This is a genomic window from Streptomyces hyaluromycini (assembly GCF_002217755.1).
GTDB classification, from domain to species: Bacteria; Actinomycetota; Actinomycetes; order Streptomycetales; family Streptomycetaceae; genus Streptomyces; species Streptomyces hyaluromycini.
On record NZ_BCFL01000026.1, the window covers coordinates 341,157 to 355,229 of the forward strand.

Here is a 14,073-nt window from a genome sequence, read left to right on the forward strand (position 1 = left end):
TCGGCCAAGGTAATCCAGCAACACACCTGCATGTCAAGAGGCGGACCGCAGGCCGCCGAAGCGCCCCGCGCCGCCCCTGTCCGACGCCCTCTTCGCCACCGGCCGCTGTGCCGTCCCGAAGCCGCGGCGACCCGTCCACCCCGAAGCCGAGGAGACTGCCCGATGCCCGACGTCTACCTGATCGACGGGGCCCGCACCCCGCAGGGCCGCTACGGCGGCGCCCTGGCAGCCGTACGGCCCGACGACCTCGCCGCCCTCGTCGTCGGCGAGGCCGTCCGGCGCGCCGGGACCCCCGGCGAGGCAGTGGACGAGGTGATCCTCGGCGCGGCCAACCAGGCCGGCGAGGACAACCGGGACGTGGCCCGGATGGCGGTGCTGCTCGCCGGACTGCCGCACACCGTGCCCGGCTACACCGTCAACCGGCTGTGCGCGTCGGGCCTCACGGCCGTCGCCTCGGCTGCCCAGACGATCCGGGCCGGCGAGGCGGACCTCGTGGTCGCCGGGGGAGTGGAGTCCATGACCCGGGCGCCCTGGGTCATGGAGAAGCCCGGCACCCCGTGGGCCAAGCCGGGGCAGGTGCACGACACCGCCCTGGGCTGGCGGTTCACCAACCCGCGCTTCACCGCCGCCGACCGCGCCGTGCCCGGGGACGCCGGACCCGAAGCGGCCAGGGTCACGCTCTCCATGGGGGAGACCGCGGAGGAGGTCGCCGCCCTCGACGGCATCACCCGCGCCGACTCCGACGCCTTCGCCCTGCGCAGCCACCAGCGGGCCGTGGCCGCCCAGGAGGCGGGCCGCTTCGACCGCGAGATCGTGCCCGTACCGGTGCGCGACGGCGAGGTCACCCGGGACGAGGGCCCCCGCCCCTCGACCACCCTGGAGAAGCTGGGCTCGCTGCGCACCGTCTTCCGCGCGGACGGTGTCGTCACGGCGGGCTCCTCCTCGCCGCTGTCCGACGGCGCGGCCGCCCTGGTGGTCGCGAGTGCGGAGGCGGTCGAGCGGTACGGCCTCACCCCGCGGGCCCGCATCGTCGCCTCGGCCTCCGCCGGTGTGCAGCCCAACCTCATGGGCCTGGGCCCGGTCCCCGCCACCGAGAAGGCCCTGGCCCGCGCTGGCTGGCAGACCGGCGACCTGGACGCCGTGGAGCTCAACGAGGCCTTCGCCGTCCAGGCGCTGGCGGTGATCCGCCGCCTCAAGCTCGACGAGGACAGGGTCAACGCCGACGGCGGGGCGATCGCCCTCGGTCATCCGCTCGGCTGCTCCGGCGCCCGCATCCTGCTCACCCTGCTCGGCCGCCTCGAAAGGGAGAACGGCCGCCGCGGCCTGGCCACGCTCTGCGTCGGCGTGGGCCAGGGCGTCGCGCTGCTCGTGGAGCGGGTGTGAGCATGTCGTACGACACCCTGCTGGTCGAGGAGCGCGCCGACCGGGTCGTCGTCACCCTGCACCGGCCCGAGGCCCGCAACGCCATCAGCGGCCGGATGATCAGCGAACTGCACCAGGTCTGCGAGCGGCTCGAGCGGGATCCCAAGCTGCTGCTCCTGACCGGCCACGGCGGGGTCTTCGCGGGCGGCGCCGACATCGCCGAACTGCTGGAGCGCGGCCGGGACCAGGCGCTGCAGGGCATCAACAGCCGGTTGTTCGAACGCGTCCGGCGGCTGCCCATGCCCACCCTGGCCGCCGTCGAGGGTTGGGCCCTGGGCGGCGGGGCCGAGCTGGCCTACGCCTGTGACCTGCGGATCGCCGGGCCCGGTGCGGTCTTCGGCAACCCCGAGCCCGGTCTCGGCATCCTCGCGGCGGCCGGCGCCTGCTGGCGGCTGCCGGAACTGGTCGGGGAGTCGGTCGCCAAGCAGATCCTGCTCGCCGGCCGCAATCTCGACGCCCCGGCCGCGCTCGCCGCGGGCCTGGTCATCGACGTCGTCCCCGCCGAGGAGCTGCCGGCGGCGGCCCACGCGCTGCTCGACCGGATGGCACGGTCCTCGGCCACGGCCCTGCGGCTGACGAAGCTCGTCGTCGACTCGCCCGGCGCCCACCCCGTCGCCGACGACCTGGCACAGGCCGTGCTCTTCGAGGGCCAGGACAAGAGGGACCGCATGACGCGTTTCCTGGAGAAGAACAGGTCCAAGAACACGTCCGAGAGGGCGTCGCAGAGCAAGGACACGTCGGAGAACCCGGAACAGGAGAGGAACCGCGCATGACGTCGGCACCCAGGACCGTCGCGGTCATCGGCGGCGGCCGCATGGGCGCGGGGATCGCCCAGTCCTTCGCCACCGCCGGCTCGGCCGTCACCGTGGTGGAGAGCGGGGCGGAGGCCGCCGCCGCGGCGCTGGAGCGGATCGGCGGCAGCCTGCGGCGGGCCGCGGAGCGGGGACATCTGGCCGAGGCCGCGGGGCTGGTGGCCGGCCGGGTGACCGTCGTACCCACGGTGGCGGCCCTGCCGCCGGAGGCCGAGCTGGTCGTGGAGGCCGTACCCGAGGACGCGGCGCTCAAGGCCCGGCTCCTGAAGGCCGCCGAGGAGGCCGTGGGCGACACCACCGTGCTGGCCACCAACACCAGTTCCCTGTCGGTGACCGACCTGGCCGCCGTCCTGCGGCGCCCGGAGCGCTTCCTCGGGATGCACTTCTTCAACCCGGTGCCCGCCTCCGCGCTCGTCGAGATCGTCGTCGCCCCCGGCACCGCCCCGCGCACCGTCGAGGCCGCCCTGGAATGGACCAGGGCGCTGGGCAAGCAGGACGTGGTCGTCAAGGACTCGCCCGGCTTCGCCAGCAGCCGCCTCGGCCTGGCTCTGGGGCTGGAGGCGATCCGCATGGTCGAGGAGGGGGTCGCCGGGCCCGAGGCCATCGACGACGCCATGCGGCTCGGCTACAAGCACCCCATGGGCCCGCTGCGCCTGACCGACCTGGTCGGACTCGACGTACGGCTCGCCATCGCCGAGTACCTGCACACGACCCTCGGCGACCGTTTCGCACCGCCGCAGCTGCTGCGCGACAAGGTGGCCCGCGGCGAACTCGGACACAAGACGGGGCAGGGTTTCTACACATGGTGACCGCGGCGGGCCGGTGCGGCGCGGTGCCCCCTGCGGTGCACCCCTTCGGTACCCGGCAGCCGTGCTGCTCACCGCACTGATCGGCGCAGACCCTTGCCAGACCGGGGAGGGCGCACCTTATGATGAACCGAACGAATGGTCGGTTGGGAGTTGGTGGAGATGACTGAAGCGGCCGGAAGGGACGCCGAGCACGATCTGGAGTCCCGTTTCGAGGCGACGATCTCGCGTGACCAGCGGATCGAGCCGCGCGACTGGATGCCGGAGGGCTACCGCAGGACGCTGATCCGGCAGATCGCCCAGCACGCGCACTCGGAGATCATCGGCATGCAGCCGGAGGGCGAGTGGATCACCAGGGCGCCCTCGCTGCGCCGCAAGGCGATCCTGTTCGCCAAGGTCCAGGACGAGGCCGGCCACGGCCTGTACCTGTACTCGGCTGCCGAGACCCTCGGCATCGACCGCGCGGAGCTCACCGAGCGCCTCCTGGAAGGCCGCCAGAAGTACTCGTCGATCTTCAACTACCCGACGCTCAGCTACGCGGACGTCGGTGTCATCGGCTGGTTCGTCGACGGCGCGGCCATCTGCAACCAGGTGCCGCTGTGCCGCAGCTCGTACGGCCCCTACGCCCGCGCGATGGTGCGGATCTGCAAGGAGGAGTCCTTCCACCAGCGGCAGGGCTACGAACTGCTGATGACCATGATGCGCGGCACCGACGCCCAGCGGGAGATGGTGCAGGACGCGGTGGACCGCTGGTGGTGGCCCTCCCTGATGATGTTCGGCCCGCCCGACGACGACTCGCCCAACTCCGCCCAGTCGATGGCCTGGAAGATCAAGCGGCACAGCAACGACGAACTGCGCCGCCGCTTCGTCGACATGACCGTGCCGCAGGCCGCCAAGCTCGGCGTGACCCTGCCCGACCCCGAACTGCGCTGGAACGAGGAGCGCGGCCACCACGACTTCGGCACCCCCGACTTCAGCGAGCTGAAGGAAGTCATCAGCGGCAACGGCCCGTGCAACACGGAGCGGATCGAGCGCCGGCGGGCCGCCCACGAGGAAGGTGCCTGGGTGCGTGCGGCCGCCAGTGCCCACGCCGCCAAGCAGGCCGCCCGAGCCCGCGAGGAGGCAGTGGCATGAGCGACTCCGAGAACTGGCCCCTGTACGAGATCTTCATCCGCGGCAAGCGCGGCCTGAACCACGTCCACGTCGGCTCGCTGCACGCGGCGGACGACCAGATGGCCCTCACCCACGCCCGCGACCTGTACACCCGACGCAACGAGGGCGTCAGCATCTGGGCCGTGCGCTCCGAGTACATCGCCGCCTCCACCCGGGACGAGAAGGACCCCTTCTTCGCCCCCAGCGCCGACAAGGTCTACCGGCACCCGACCTTCTACGACATCCCCGACGATGTCCCGCACATCTAGGAGCCGGTGATGAGCGACGACCACGTCTACCTGAGCCTGGCCGAGGGCCACGACGACAGCGACGCGCGCTGGGCGTTCGGCACCGGCTTCGAGGACCCGCTGTACGGCGTCGACACCGCCGTGCCCGAGGGCCTCGACGCCGCCGCACTGGCCGCGGACTGCCTGGCGCTCGGCGACGACGCCCTGGTGCTGGCCCAGCGGCTCGCCGAATGGGTCACCCGCGCCCCCGAGCTGGAGGAGGAGGTGGCACTGGCCAACATCGGACTCGACCTGCTCGGTCAGGCCCGCCTGCTCTACTCCCGCGCCGGCCAGACCGACGGCACCGGCCGCACCGAGGACGCCTACGCCTACTTCCGCGACGCCGCCGACTTCCGCAACGTACGCCTCGCCGAACTCCCCAACGGCGACTTCGCCTTCTCCGTGCTGCGGCTCCTGGTGTTCGCCAGCTGGCGGCTCGCCCACTTCACCGAACTGGCCTCCGCGCCCGACCCGGTGCTCGCGGCGATCGCGGCCAAGGGCGTCAAGGAGCTCGCCTACCACCGGCAGTACGCCGCCGAGTGGGTCGTACGCCTGGGCGACGGCACGGCGGAGTCGCACGCCCGGATGCTGACGGCCCTGGAAGCGCAGGCACCGTACTGGGAGGAACTGTTCGCCGCCCACGACGTGCGCGAGGCGGTGCTGGCGGATCTCCGCCAGGTCCTCGACGCGGCCGGGCTCCCCATGCCGGCTGTCCCGCCGCTCCCCGGCCAGGGCCGCGGCGGCGGGCACACCGACCACCTGGCCCCGCTCCTCGCCGAGTTGCAGAGCGTGGCCCGCGCCCACCCGGAGGCGACATGGTGACCGTCCTGACCGACGTCCGGCGAGCCCGGCACATCGCCGAACAGGTGCCCGACCCGGAACTTCCCATGCTCACCCTCGCGGACCTCGGAGTGCTGCGGGACGTCACCGTCGAGCCGGACGGCACGGTGGTCGCCGACCTCACCCCGACCTACTCGGGCTGCCCCGCCATGGCCGAGATGCGGGCCGGGGTCGCCGCCCGCCTGCGGGACGCCGGCTTCGGGCGCGTGGCGATCCGCACGGTCCTCGACCCGCCGTGGACCAGTGACTGGATCACCCCCGAAGGCCGCCGCAAACTCGCCGAGCACGGCATCGCACCGCCCAACAGGGCCCCGCGGCGCCCCGCGGGTCCCGTCCCGCTGGATCTGTCGCCGACCCGGCGCACGGTTCTGTGCCCCCGCTGCGGATCGGCCGCCACCGAGGAGACCTCCCGGTTCGCGGCCACCTCCTGCAAGGCACTGTGGCGGTGCCTCAGCTGCCAGGAGCCGTTCGAGTACGTCAAGGAGATCTGATGGCAGAGCTGACGGCACCGACCGCCGGTGCCCCCGCGACGACAGCCCGCCGGCGCCGCCCTGCCTTCCATCCCCTGCGCGTCGCCGCCGTCCAGCCGCTGTGCGAGGACGCGGTGGCGGTCACCTTCGACATCCCCGCCGCCCTGACGGAGGAGTTCGCCTTCGGCCCAGGCCAGTCGCTCACCCTCCGCCGCGAGGTCGACGGGCGCGACGAGCGGCGCTCCTACTCGATCTGCTCGCCGGCCGGCGCCCCGCCCCGCATCGGCGTCCGCGAAGTGCCCGGCGGACTCTTCTCCTCCTGGCTGGTCCACGAGGTACGGCCGGGCGACACCGTCCAGGTGATGGCCCCCACCGGAGCCTTCACCCCCGACCTCACGGTCCCCGGCCACCACGTGCTCATCGCGGCCGGCTCGGGCATCACCCCCATGATGTCCATCGCCGAGTCGGTCCTCGCCGCCGACGACCGCTCGAAGGTGACGCTGTTCTACGGCAACCGCCGCACCGACACCGTGATGTTCGCCGACGAACTGGCCGACCTGAAGGACGAGTACCGCACCCGCTTCCACCTCGCCCACGTCCTCTCGCGCGAGCCCCGCGAGGCCGAGCTCCTCTCCGGCCGCCTCGACGGCGACCGCCTGGGCGCGCTCATCGACGGCCTGGTCGACATCGAGGGCGCCGGCCACTGGTGGCTGTGCGGCCCGCACGGCATGGTCCTCGACGCGCAGAAGGTGCTCGCGGAACTGGGCGTCCCCGCCCACCGGATCCACCAGGAGCTCTTCTTCGCCGACGAGCCGATCGAGCCCGTCCGGCACGAGGAGGCGGTGGCGACCGGTCCGGCCAGCGAGGTCACCGTCACCCTGGACGGCCGCTCCACCACCGCACGGCTCCCGCGCGGGCGCACCATCCTCGACTCCGCCGCCCGCATCCGCCCGGACCTGCCGTTCGCCTGCAAGGGCGGCGTGTGCGGGACGTGCCGGGCCCGCATCACGGACGGCGAGGCCGACATGCGCCGCAACTACGCCCTGGAACCCGCCGAGGTGGACGCCGGCTACGTCCTGACCTGCCAGTCCTACCCGGTCTCCGAGTCGTTGACGGTCGACTACGACAGCTGACGGCCCACGCTCTCCGTCCACGGCCTCCTCCGACGGCCCCGGAATTCCGTCGCGCATCCCGCGGGGAGTCGTTACCCTCCGCCTGACGCGTGACGGGACGGGACGGGTGACCGCGAGGGGAGCCAGGCATGGGGACCGGCCGACTGGACTTGCTGCTCGACCAGTTCGACTGGGCCAGGGAGAGGGCACAGGTACGTCTGACGGGCCTCGGCGACGAGGAGTACCTGTGGGAACCGGTACCGGGCTGCTGGTCGATCCGGCCGCGCGGCGAGGCGACGACGCCCAGAGCGTACGGTCCCGGTGACTGGGTGCTCGACCTGGGCGCCCCGGACATCCCGGCCGGCGAGTACGCCGAGGTCGCCCGGCAGGCGGCCGCCGGCATGACCGTCGCCAAGATCGCCGACGACTGGAGCGTGAGCGTCGAACGGGTCGAGGAGATCCTCGACCACACGGGCCCGCCGGAGCCCGACCGGACCGCGGTGACGACGATCGCCTGGCGGCTGGGACATCTGCACTCGGGCTTCGCGGGCGGATGGGAGTGGACCTTCGGCGAACGCCGCCGGGATCCGCGGCAGATGGTCGACTTCACCCCCAGCGCCACCCTGGCCCTCGACCGGTTCTGGGCGGAGGTGGACCGCTGGCGTGACAGCGTCGCCACCGTCACCGACGAGCAGCTCGACACCGTCGGCTTCTCCCAGTACCCGTACGGCTCCGACCCCGACGACCCCTTCGTCGACGTACTGTGCGGCACCAACCTCGAATTCATCCACCACATGGCCGAGATCGCCCTGCTCCGCGACCTGTGGCAGGCCCGCCGCCCCTCCTGTACCTAGTCCTTCGAAGGTGCGGGCCGTACCAGGCCCATCACCTGCTCCACCAGTTCGTTGCTCAGGCTGGGTGTCGTCAGGGGAGGGTCGTCGGGACGCTGCCGCAGGCCGTTCAGGAGGATCTCGATGTAGCGGCGCCAGATGTCGGGCCGCCGGCCCTGGGTGAACTGGGCGGCGGCGCTGAGCATCTGCTGGATCACGGGGATGTCGGAGGCGGTCACCTCCGGCCGCAGCTGCCCGCTGTCCTGGGCCCGGTGGATCAGCGCCTCCAAGAACGGGAGCATGCCTCCGCGGGCCGTCTCCATGGGCTCGGAACTGTGGCTCCCCAGCATGATGACCTCGTGCAGGCCGCGGTTCTCGGCGAGATCGGCCGCCATCGTCATGAGGAAGTCGACGAGCCCCTGCCAGGGATCGGGATGGGCGAGGGCCTGCTCCGCGGACTCCTGCCGCATCGCGAGGTCCTGCTCGAACACGGCCCGTACCAGGGCTTCCTTGGTGGGGAAGCGGCGATACATCGTGCCCACGCCGACTCCGGCGTGCTTGGCGACGTCGTCCAGGGTCACCCCCAGTCCGCGCCGGCCGAAGACCTCCCGCGCCGCCAGCAGGATCCGTTCCCGGTTGCGGGCGGCGTCGCGCCGCAGGGGACGTTCGCCGTCCTTCGACGTGCTCTCCTGGGAACCCTCGGCCATGGGCACATCGTAGCCCTGTGGATCATGCATGCCGAAGGGCTGCCGCCCGGGTCAGGAACCGCCGCGCTCGCGCGGGATCTTCTGACCGGCCTCGACCGCCACCGGCAGCCGGTTCTCGGCCGGCGGCAGCGGGCAGGTGGCCAGGTCCGTGTAGGCGCACGGCAGGTTCGCTGCGCGGTTGAAGTCCAGGACCACCGTGCCGTCGGCGGCGGGCGGCCCGACGGTGAGGACCCGGTTGGCGGCGTAGGTGGTGACCCCGGAGGTCGCGTCGGTGAACAGCACCGTCAGCCCGCCGGGACCGCGCCCCGGGAACGCCGTCAGGGACAGCTGCCGCCCCTCCAGCTCGAACTCGACCCGGCCCGGGGCGTCGTACACGTGCTCAAGGCCCTCCACCGCGGCGCCCACGGTGGTCGGCCGAGGTTCGTCGAAGGGGACGTACCGGCCGGTCACGGCCCAGCGCGGGTCGGGAGCGTAGGCGGGTGTGCCGGTGAAGGCGGTGCGCAGCGGAGCGTCCGGGTGCCGGGGGCGCACGATGTCGTTGCCGCCGCGCTTGGCGACCTCGATGACGGCGTCGCCCCAGACCGCGTCGACGCCGCTGCGCTCGGCAAGCACGCCGAAGCGGTGTTCGCCCCGCACCGGCGTTCCGTCGACGACCAGTTCCTCCCCGTCGTCCAGGGTGACGACGACGCCGTCGGGGCCGGTGTGCCAGGCGCCGGGAGCGTCGGGGAAGCGCTGCGGCCGGTCGTCGAGCCAGTGCAGACCGGTGATGGCCAGGAACCCGTGCGGGGCGGAGATGCGGTCCTCCTGGGCGCGGTGCCAGTCCTGCCAGCTCGCGGTGAAGACCTGGGGATCCGTCGTGGTGGCCTCAGTCGTCATGCGTCCTCCTTCGTCGGGCTCGGCTCTTCAACTGCCGTGCCAGTCAGAACGGGGGCGGACGAACCCGCATTCCGGTCCACGTATGACAGCTTCTTGTCAGTCATGTGACACGGTGGCCCGGGTCCCGGCGCCGGGACCCGGGCCACCGCCCGGTCGTTCAGGACGCGGGCCCCCAGGAGCTGTCGCTCGGGTGTGCCGTGCCGGGGGACGTCAGGGGCAGGTTCACGAACGACGCGGCGTCCGCCGAGCGCTCGACCGTGTACACGCCGCCGGCGAGGTCGGCCAGTTGCCGTGGGGTGGGGGAGACCGGGTAGTGGAAGTCGGCCGGCGGCCCGCTGGTGAGGGAGACGCGGATGCGGTAGCCGGCCGGGATCCTCGTGAGGCTGGGCAGGAGGGAGATGTCGTACCGGGTCGTCCTGCCGGGGGTCACGGGCTGTTGCGAGGCCTGGGTGAAGGGGTGGACGGGCTTGAGCAGCGTCCCGTTCGCGCCGTACCAGCTCTGCTCGGTGTCCACGGCGCGCCGGCTGCCCAGCAGCACGCCGTCGGCCTGTTTGGTCACCGTTCCGTCCGGCGCGACGATGCTCAGCGTCGCCGACAGTTCGGTCTCGGGCGTGGTCGCCTCGGCGTAGACGGTGACGTCGGCCGGACCGTCGAGCAGCGCCGCCTCGGTGAGCGGGGCGGTGGTGTAGGTCAGGGTGTCGTCCGAGGTGCTGGACACGGCCCAGGCGAGCCGGTCGTCCCCTTGCCCCGCCGGCCTGGCCGCCGTGAGGGACCCGTCGCCGAGGTAGTAGGTCCGGGCCCGCGGTGACAGCGGCCAGGCGGCGCTGTCGGTCCAGGAGCCGGCGCCGTTCTCGAAGAGGTGCAGGGGCGTCGACGTGTCGGCCATGCCGGTCGGCGCGTCCTTGAGCCAGGTCTCGAACCACTCCAGCCGGATGGCCTGCAGCGTCGCCTCGTCGGCGTGCTCGCCGTGGGTCCAGGGGCCGACGATCGCCTGGTACCGGCCGGTGACGGGTTCGCCCGCCCTGATCGGAGCGGTCGACGGCCGGCCGAAGCAGGCGTTCTGGGCGGCCGCGTAGGCGCCGAGATTCCCGCCGGGGAACAGGTCCTGCCACCCGGCCTCGCTGAGCGCCGGAATGCCGTTGCGCACGATCCGCGGCATGAGCTTCTGGACGTTCCGGTCCTGCCAGTAGGCGTCGTCGTACGCGCGTGAGCCGCCGGCGGCCTGCTGGGCGACGGTCACGGACTGCGGGTCGGTGGCCGGATCGTCCTCGGGACCGCGGGGCTCGGCCCGGCCGATGCCGGCCACGAAGGAGGTGGGGATGCCGCCGTCGGCCGTCAGGTCGTTGTAGAAGTCGGAGTCGGTGCAGAACGGCGCGATGGCCTTGAGCGGGGAGTCCTTGCCCACGGCCGCCGCCGTGAACCACTGGTTCACCCCGAGATAGGAGCAGCCCTCCAGTCCCACCTTGCCGTCGGACCCCGGCAGGGTGTGGGCCGCCCAGTCGACCAGCGCGGCGCCGTCCTCGCCCTGCCGGTCACCGAACCAGTCGACCTGTCCGCCGGAGTCCCCCGTGCCGCGGACCGCCGAGGCCACGTAGACGTAGCCGCGCCGGACGAAGTAGGCGCCGTTGTCCGCCGGGTCGGAGCGCTGTGTGCCGTACGGGTTCTGGGTCAGCAGCACCGGGAACGTGCCGGACGCGCGCTCCCCGGTGCCCGGGTCCGTCGGGTAGACGATCTCGACGGCGATGCGCACACCGTCGTCCATGGTCACCGTGGTGTGCACGGGTTGGCTCACCGCGTACGAGGCCGCGGGCGGCTGCCATGCGAGGGGCTGTGCGGTCGCGGTCGCCGTCTGTCCTGCCGCCACCAGCACCAGCGCGGCCGAACTGCCCGTCAGCACCGAGACGGTGCGGGACGAGCCCAACCTGTAACGGGCCTTGCTCTTCGTCATACGGGTTCCTTGTGATGGGGGGATCTCCGTCTGAGCTGCACCATGGCCATGAGTCATCGACCGAATGGTCGGTAGCCTGAGAAGTGCGCGCGGGGACTGTCAAGGTCCGCAGAGCGGGGAGAAGTGCGGCCCTCCGGAGGCTTCCGCCGGGGCCTAAGTGGAGATACTCTCTCCGTCTTGAGGTGGCTCTGTCCAGCCGGTGGAGGCAGGTGGCGACGGCGCGCGGGATCACGCCGTGCCGACACCCTTGCGGCTGCGTGCGGAACTTGCCACGCTGGTCTTTCGCACCGTTTGCTCCAGCTCCCGCCACGGCGTTCGCGAGACCGCCGGCCCGACCAGTCCCGGCTCGATACGTTCGTGCGCGCTGCTCTCCCTCCCGGCGCTGATGCGCGTACACCGCGCCCGAGCACCACAGCGACCGGCCGGACAGCCGCCGCCTCACCTGCGGAGCACACCATGGACACGAGCGAGGAGGCCGCCCGCGGCCTGACCGACATCCAGGACTTCCTGTACCAGCAGGCCCATCTGCGAGCGGCACGCCGACGCGTCTCGGACTTCGTCGCACGCGAACCGGGGCTGACGCGGGAGCAGAAGTCGGACATCGAGCGCTGGTATCTCCAGGAACAGACCTACGTGGCCCACATGGTGACCGAGCACATCGCCGCCAGCGTCAGCGCGGTGGAACGGCGGCATCGGGCCCGCTTCGGGCACTGGCTGCGCGGAACGCTGACCGCCATGCTCCTGATCACCGCGGCGATGGCGATCTGCGTCACCGTGGTGCTGGTCGGCGCGTCGTAGGCAGGGGAGCGCAAAGGAAAGGGGCCCGGCGTGCGCGCCGGACCCCTGCGCGGCCTACCGCTGCCGGGCGAGCCAGTCGGCGAACCGGACCTCGCCGAGGTGCGCGTCCGGGCCCGGCAGGAGTGTGTCCTCCTGGAGCTCGGCACCCCAGTACGTCGCCCGCGGATCCGTGACGATCTTGCGGGAGTCGTTCTGGGCGGCGAGCCCCATGCGGATGAACTCCTCCAGCTCGAACACCTCCGGGCCGGCCACCTCGACCACGCCGTTCACCGGGGCGCCGACCGCGGCGCGTGCCACGGCCGCGGCCACGTCGTCGGAGACGATGGGCCGGATCCGGCCGGCGGGCAGGCGCACGGTGTCGCCCTCGGTGACCCCGTCGGCGAGCCCCTTCGCGAACTCGAAGAACTGCGTCGCGTGGACGATGGACCAGGCAGTGCCGGACGCCTTGATCAGCTCTTCCTGGACCTGCTTGGCCCGGAAGTACCCGCTCCCCTGGAGCCGGTCGGTGCCCACCACGGACAGCGCCACATGGTGCCCCACACCCGCCTCGGCCTCCGCCTTGAGGAGGTTCGCCGTGGAGGCGCGGAAGAAGTCCATGACGGCCTGGTCGTCGAACGACGGGGAGTTGGACACGTCGACCACCACCGGGGCGCCCTCCAGGACCTCGGCCAGCCCCTCGCCGGTGAGGGTGTCGACGCCGGTGCTCGGCGAGGCGACCACCGCCTCGTGCCCCTGCTCGCCGAGCCTGCGGACCAGCTTCGAGCCGATGAGCCCGGTGCCACCGATCACTACGACCTTCATGACGGAATTCCTCTCGGGATCTCTCTGGTGCTTCCACTTGAAGAGACCGGGCAGCCTCCTCGCGTGTGACACGCGGCCCGAGAAGCCGGGAGGACGGGAGCCTCACCCGTCCAGCGACGCCACGTAGGGAGCCAGCTTGGCGGGGTTCATCACCCACATGAGGCGTTCGATGCCGCGCGCCGACACGTCGGCGGAGAGCAGGGCCACCGCGGTCCCCGAGGCCGAGACCAGGACGGCCGGCCTGCCGTTGGCCTCGACCCAGCGCACCTGAGCCTGCGGCCAGAAGCGCGGGGCGAAGGCGACGAGGTACCGGGAGACGTGCGGCCGCCCGAGCACCGGGATCTTCGACGCCCCGCGGATTCCGCCACCGTCGGCGTAGCTGACCACGTCCTCGGTGAGCACCTCCTCCAGCACCGGCAGGTCGCCGTTCTGCGCGGCGGCGAGAAACACCTCGAGAAAACGCCGGTGCTCGGCGGAGCCGACCGGCTCCCGGCGCTCCGCCGACAGCCGCTTGCGGGCCCGGCTCACCAGCTGGCGGGCATTGGCCTCACTCGTCTCCACGATGTCCGCGATCCGCCGGTACGTGTAGTCGAACGCCTCCCGCAGCACGTACGCGGCCCGCTCCACCGGGTTCAGCTTCTCCAGCAGGAACAGGACCGCCATGTCGAGCGCCTCCGCGCGCTCCGCGCCCAGCTGCGGATCCGCGCTCGTGTCGACGGGCTCGGGCAGCCAGGGGCCGACGTACGACTCCCGGCGCACCCGGGCCGACTGCGTGAAGTTGATCGCCAGCCGGGCGGTCACCGTGGCCAGGAAGGCGGCCGGCTCCCGGACGCCGGCACGGTCGGTGTTCTGCCACCGCACCCACGCCTCCTGGACGATGTCCTCGGCCTCCGCCGCGCTGCCGATCACGCGATAGGCGATGCCGAAGAGCTGCGGACGTGCCGCGACGAACTCCTTCGTCGCCCGGTCAAGGGAGTCGGCGTGGTCACCGGCGTGCATCGATGTCCTCCAGGGTCGGACCAGCATGCTACAAGTCGGCCCCGCCCCGCCCCGTCCGGCGCACGGCCGCCGGGGTGTCGCCGGCCCCCGGAGGTCAAGGGCGGGGCGGATTCCGGTAAAGGCACGGGCATGGGTCGGTCTTGCCGGCCTGATGCCTGACGTGTGATGGCCGTGTGGTCATGTGGCGTTCATGTGGCAGCAGTTGGGCTGGGC

Annotated in this window: 15 protein-coding genes; 10 read left to right on the forward strand and 5 right to left on the reverse strand. The window is 72.4% G+C overall.

The window, feature by feature from the left end:
* The first annotated feature begins 162 nt into the window (after nt 1-162).
* The 9 genes from SSP29_RS35615 (at nt 163) to SSP29_RS35655 (ending at nt 7,755) form a co-directional block, all read left to right on the forward strand.
* Nucleotides 163-1,383: a thiolase family protein gene (locus SSP29_RS35615; RefSeq protein ID WP_089105010.1), complete on the forward strand. Its 1,221-nt coding sequence runs from the start codon at nt 163-165 to the stop codon at nt 1,381-1,383.
* Nucleotides 1,384-1,385: 2 nt separating this feature from the next.
* Nucleotides 1,386-2,195: an enoyl-CoA hydratase/isomerase family protein gene (locus SSP29_RS35620; protein ID WP_089105011.1), complete on the forward strand. Its 810-nt coding sequence runs from the start codon at nt 1,386-1,388 to the stop codon at nt 2,193-2,195.
* Nucleotides 2,192-3,043: a 3-hydroxyacyl-CoA dehydrogenase family protein gene (locus SSP29_RS35625; protein WP_089105012.1), complete on the forward strand. Its 852-nt coding sequence runs from the start codon at nt 2,192-2,194 to the stop codon at nt 3,041-3,043. Before SSP29_RS35620 ends, SSP29_RS35625 begins: the two co-directional genes overlap by 4 nt.
* Nucleotides 3,044-3,202: 159 nt before the next feature.
* Nucleotides 3,203-4,174, forward strand: coding sequence for a 1,2-phenylacetyl-CoA epoxidase subunit PaaA (paaA, locus tag SSP29_RS35630; protein WP_089105075.1), 972 nt, complete (start codon nt 3,203-3,205; stop codon nt 4,172-4,174).
* On the forward strand, nt 4,171-4,461 hold the full coding sequence (paaB, locus tag SSP29_RS35635) for a 1,2-phenylacetyl-CoA epoxidase subunit PaaB (protein ID WP_089105013.1): 291 nt from the start codon (nt 4,171-4,173) through the stop codon (nt 4,459-4,461). The genes paaA and paaB overlap by 4 nt, the downstream gene beginning before the upstream one ends.
* 9 nt (nt 4,462-4,470) lie before the next feature.
* Nucleotides 4,471-5,301 carry a 1,2-phenylacetyl-CoA epoxidase subunit PaaC gene (gene paaC / locus SSP29_RS35640; protein WP_089105014.1) on the forward strand — a complete coding sequence of 277 codons (831 nt, stop codon included), beginning with the start codon at nt 4,471-4,473 and terminating at the stop codon, nt 5,299-5,301.
* Nucleotides 5,295-5,810: a 1,2-phenylacetyl-CoA epoxidase subunit PaaD gene (gene paaD / locus SSP29_RS35645; protein ID WP_089105015.1), complete on the forward strand. Its 516-nt coding sequence runs from the start codon at nt 5,295-5,297 to the stop codon at nt 5,808-5,810. Before paaC ends, paaD begins: the two co-directional genes overlap by 7 nt.
* A complete protein-coding gene (paaE, locus tag SSP29_RS35650) occupies nt 5,810-6,922 on the forward strand; it encodes a 1,2-phenylacetyl-CoA epoxidase subunit PaaE (protein WP_089105016.1) in 1,113 nt (370 codons plus the stop codon). The genes paaD and paaE overlap by 1 nt, the downstream gene beginning before the upstream one ends.
* Before the next feature lie 128 nt (nt 6,923-7,050).
* Nucleotides 7,051-7,755, forward strand: coding sequence for a DinB family protein (locus SSP29_RS35655; RefSeq protein WP_089105017.1), 705 nt, complete (start codon nt 7,051-7,053; stop codon nt 7,753-7,755).
* Here SSP29_RS35655 and SSP29_RS35660 read toward each other — a convergent pair.
* From SSP29_RS35660 to SSP29_RS35670, 3 genes are all read right to left on the reverse strand, one after another.
* Complete coding sequence (locus SSP29_RS35660; RefSeq protein ID WP_089105018.1) at nt 7,752-8,438, reverse strand: TetR/AcrR family transcriptional regulator; 687 nt, start codon at nt 8,436-8,438, stop codon at nt 7,752-7,754. The two genes, SSP29_RS35655 and SSP29_RS35660, sit on opposite strands and share 4 nt — an antisense overlap.
* Nucleotides 8,439-8,489: 51 nt before the next feature.
* On the reverse strand, nt 8,490-9,314 hold the full coding sequence (locus SSP29_RS35665; RefSeq protein ID WP_089105019.1) for a DUF1684 domain-containing protein: 825 nt from the start codon (nt 9,312-9,314) through the stop codon (nt 8,490-8,492).
* 157 nt (nt 9,315-9,471) lie between these two features.
* Nucleotides 9,472-11,262 (reverse strand): CocE/NonD family hydrolase, encoded by a 1,791-nt coding sequence (locus tag SSP29_RS35670; RefSeq protein ID WP_089105020.1) that lies wholly within the window; start codon nt 11,260-11,262, stop codon nt 9,472-9,474.
* A gap of 456 nt (nt 11,263-11,718) precedes the next feature.
* On the opposite strand from SSP29_RS35670, the gene SSP29_RS35675 reads away from it, so the two are divergent.
* Nucleotides 11,719-12,060, forward strand: a complete 342-nt coding sequence (locus SSP29_RS35675; RefSeq protein WP_089105021.1) for a hypothetical protein — start codon at nt 11,719-11,721, stop codon at nt 12,058-12,060.
* A 54-nt stretch (nt 12,061-12,114) separates the two neighbouring features.
* Here the strand turns inward: SSP29_RS35675 and SSP29_RS35680 are convergent, their stop codons facing one another.
* Both SSP29_RS35680 and SSP29_RS35685 read right to left on the reverse strand, forming a co-directional pair.
* The gene (locus SSP29_RS35680; RefSeq protein ID WP_089105022.1) at nt 12,115-12,861 is read right to left on the reverse strand and encodes an SDR family oxidoreductase; all 747 of its coding nucleotides are present in this window, start codon (nt 12,859-12,861) and stop codon (nt 12,115-12,117) included.
* A 102-nt stretch (nt 12,862-12,963) separates the two neighbouring features.
* Complete coding sequence (locus tag SSP29_RS35685; protein ID WP_089105023.1) at nt 12,964-13,860, reverse strand: RNA polymerase sigma-70 factor; 897 nt, start codon at nt 13,858-13,860, stop codon at nt 12,964-12,966.
* Between the last annotated feature and the right edge of the window lie 213 nt (nt 13,861-14,073).

Excerpts from the sequence above, each read along its gene's own strand:
- SSP29_RS35615 (WP_089105010.1), top strand. The coding sequence starts at position 163 with ATGCCCGACGTCTACCTGATCGACGGGGCCCGCACCCCGCAGGGCCGC.
- SSP29_RS35620 (WP_089105011.1), top strand. The coding sequence starts at position 1,386 with ATGTCGTACGACACCCTGCTGGTCGAGGAGCGCGCCGACCGGGTCGTC.
- SSP29_RS35625 (WP_089105012.1), top strand. The coding sequence starts at position 2,192 with ATGACGTCGGCACCCAGGACCGTCGCGGTCATCGGCGGCGGCCGCATG.
- paaA (WP_089105075.1), top strand. The coding sequence starts at position 3,203 with ATGACTGAAGCGGCCGGAAGGGACGCCGAGCACGATCTGGAGTCCCGT.
- paaB (WP_089105013.1), top strand. The coding sequence starts at position 4,171 with ATGAGCGACTCCGAGAACTGGCCCCTGTACGAGATCTTCATCCGCGGC.
- paaC (WP_089105014.1), top strand. The coding sequence starts at position 4,471 with ATGAGCGACGACCACGTCTACCTGAGCCTGGCCGAGGGCCACGACGAC.
- paaD (WP_089105015.1), top strand. The coding sequence starts at position 5,295 with ATGGTGACCGTCCTGACCGACGTCCGGCGAGCCCGGCACATCGCCGAA.
- paaE (WP_089105016.1), top strand. The coding sequence starts at position 5,810 with ATGGCAGAGCTGACGGCACCGACCGCCGGTGCCCCCGCGACGACAGCC.
- SSP29_RS35655 (WP_089105017.1), top strand. The coding sequence starts at position 7,051 with ATGGGGACCGGCCGACTGGACTTGCTGCTCGACCAGTTCGACTGGGCC.
- SSP29_RS35660 (WP_089105018.1), bottom strand. The coding sequence starts at position 8,438 with ATGGCCGAGGGTTCCCAGGAGAGCACGTCGAAGGACGGCGAACGTCCC.
- SSP29_RS35665 (WP_089105019.1), bottom strand. The coding sequence starts at position 9,314 with ATGACGACTGAGGCCACCACGACGGATCCCCAGGTCTTCACCGCGAGC.
- SSP29_RS35670 (WP_089105020.1), bottom strand. The coding sequence starts at position 11,262 with ATGACGAAGAGCAAGGCCCGTTACAGGTTGGGCTCGTCCCGCACCGTC.
- SSP29_RS35675 (WP_089105021.1), top strand. The coding sequence starts at position 11,719 with ATGGACACGAGCGAGGAGGCCGCCCGCGGCCTGACCGACATCCAGGAC.
- SSP29_RS35680 (WP_089105022.1), bottom strand. The coding sequence starts at position 12,861 with ATGAAGGTCGTAGTGATCGGTGGCACCGGGCTCATCGGCTCGAAGCTG.
- SSP29_RS35685 (WP_089105023.1), bottom strand. The coding sequence starts at position 13,860 with ATGCACGCCGGTGACCACGCCGACTCCCTTGACCGGGCGACGAAGGAG.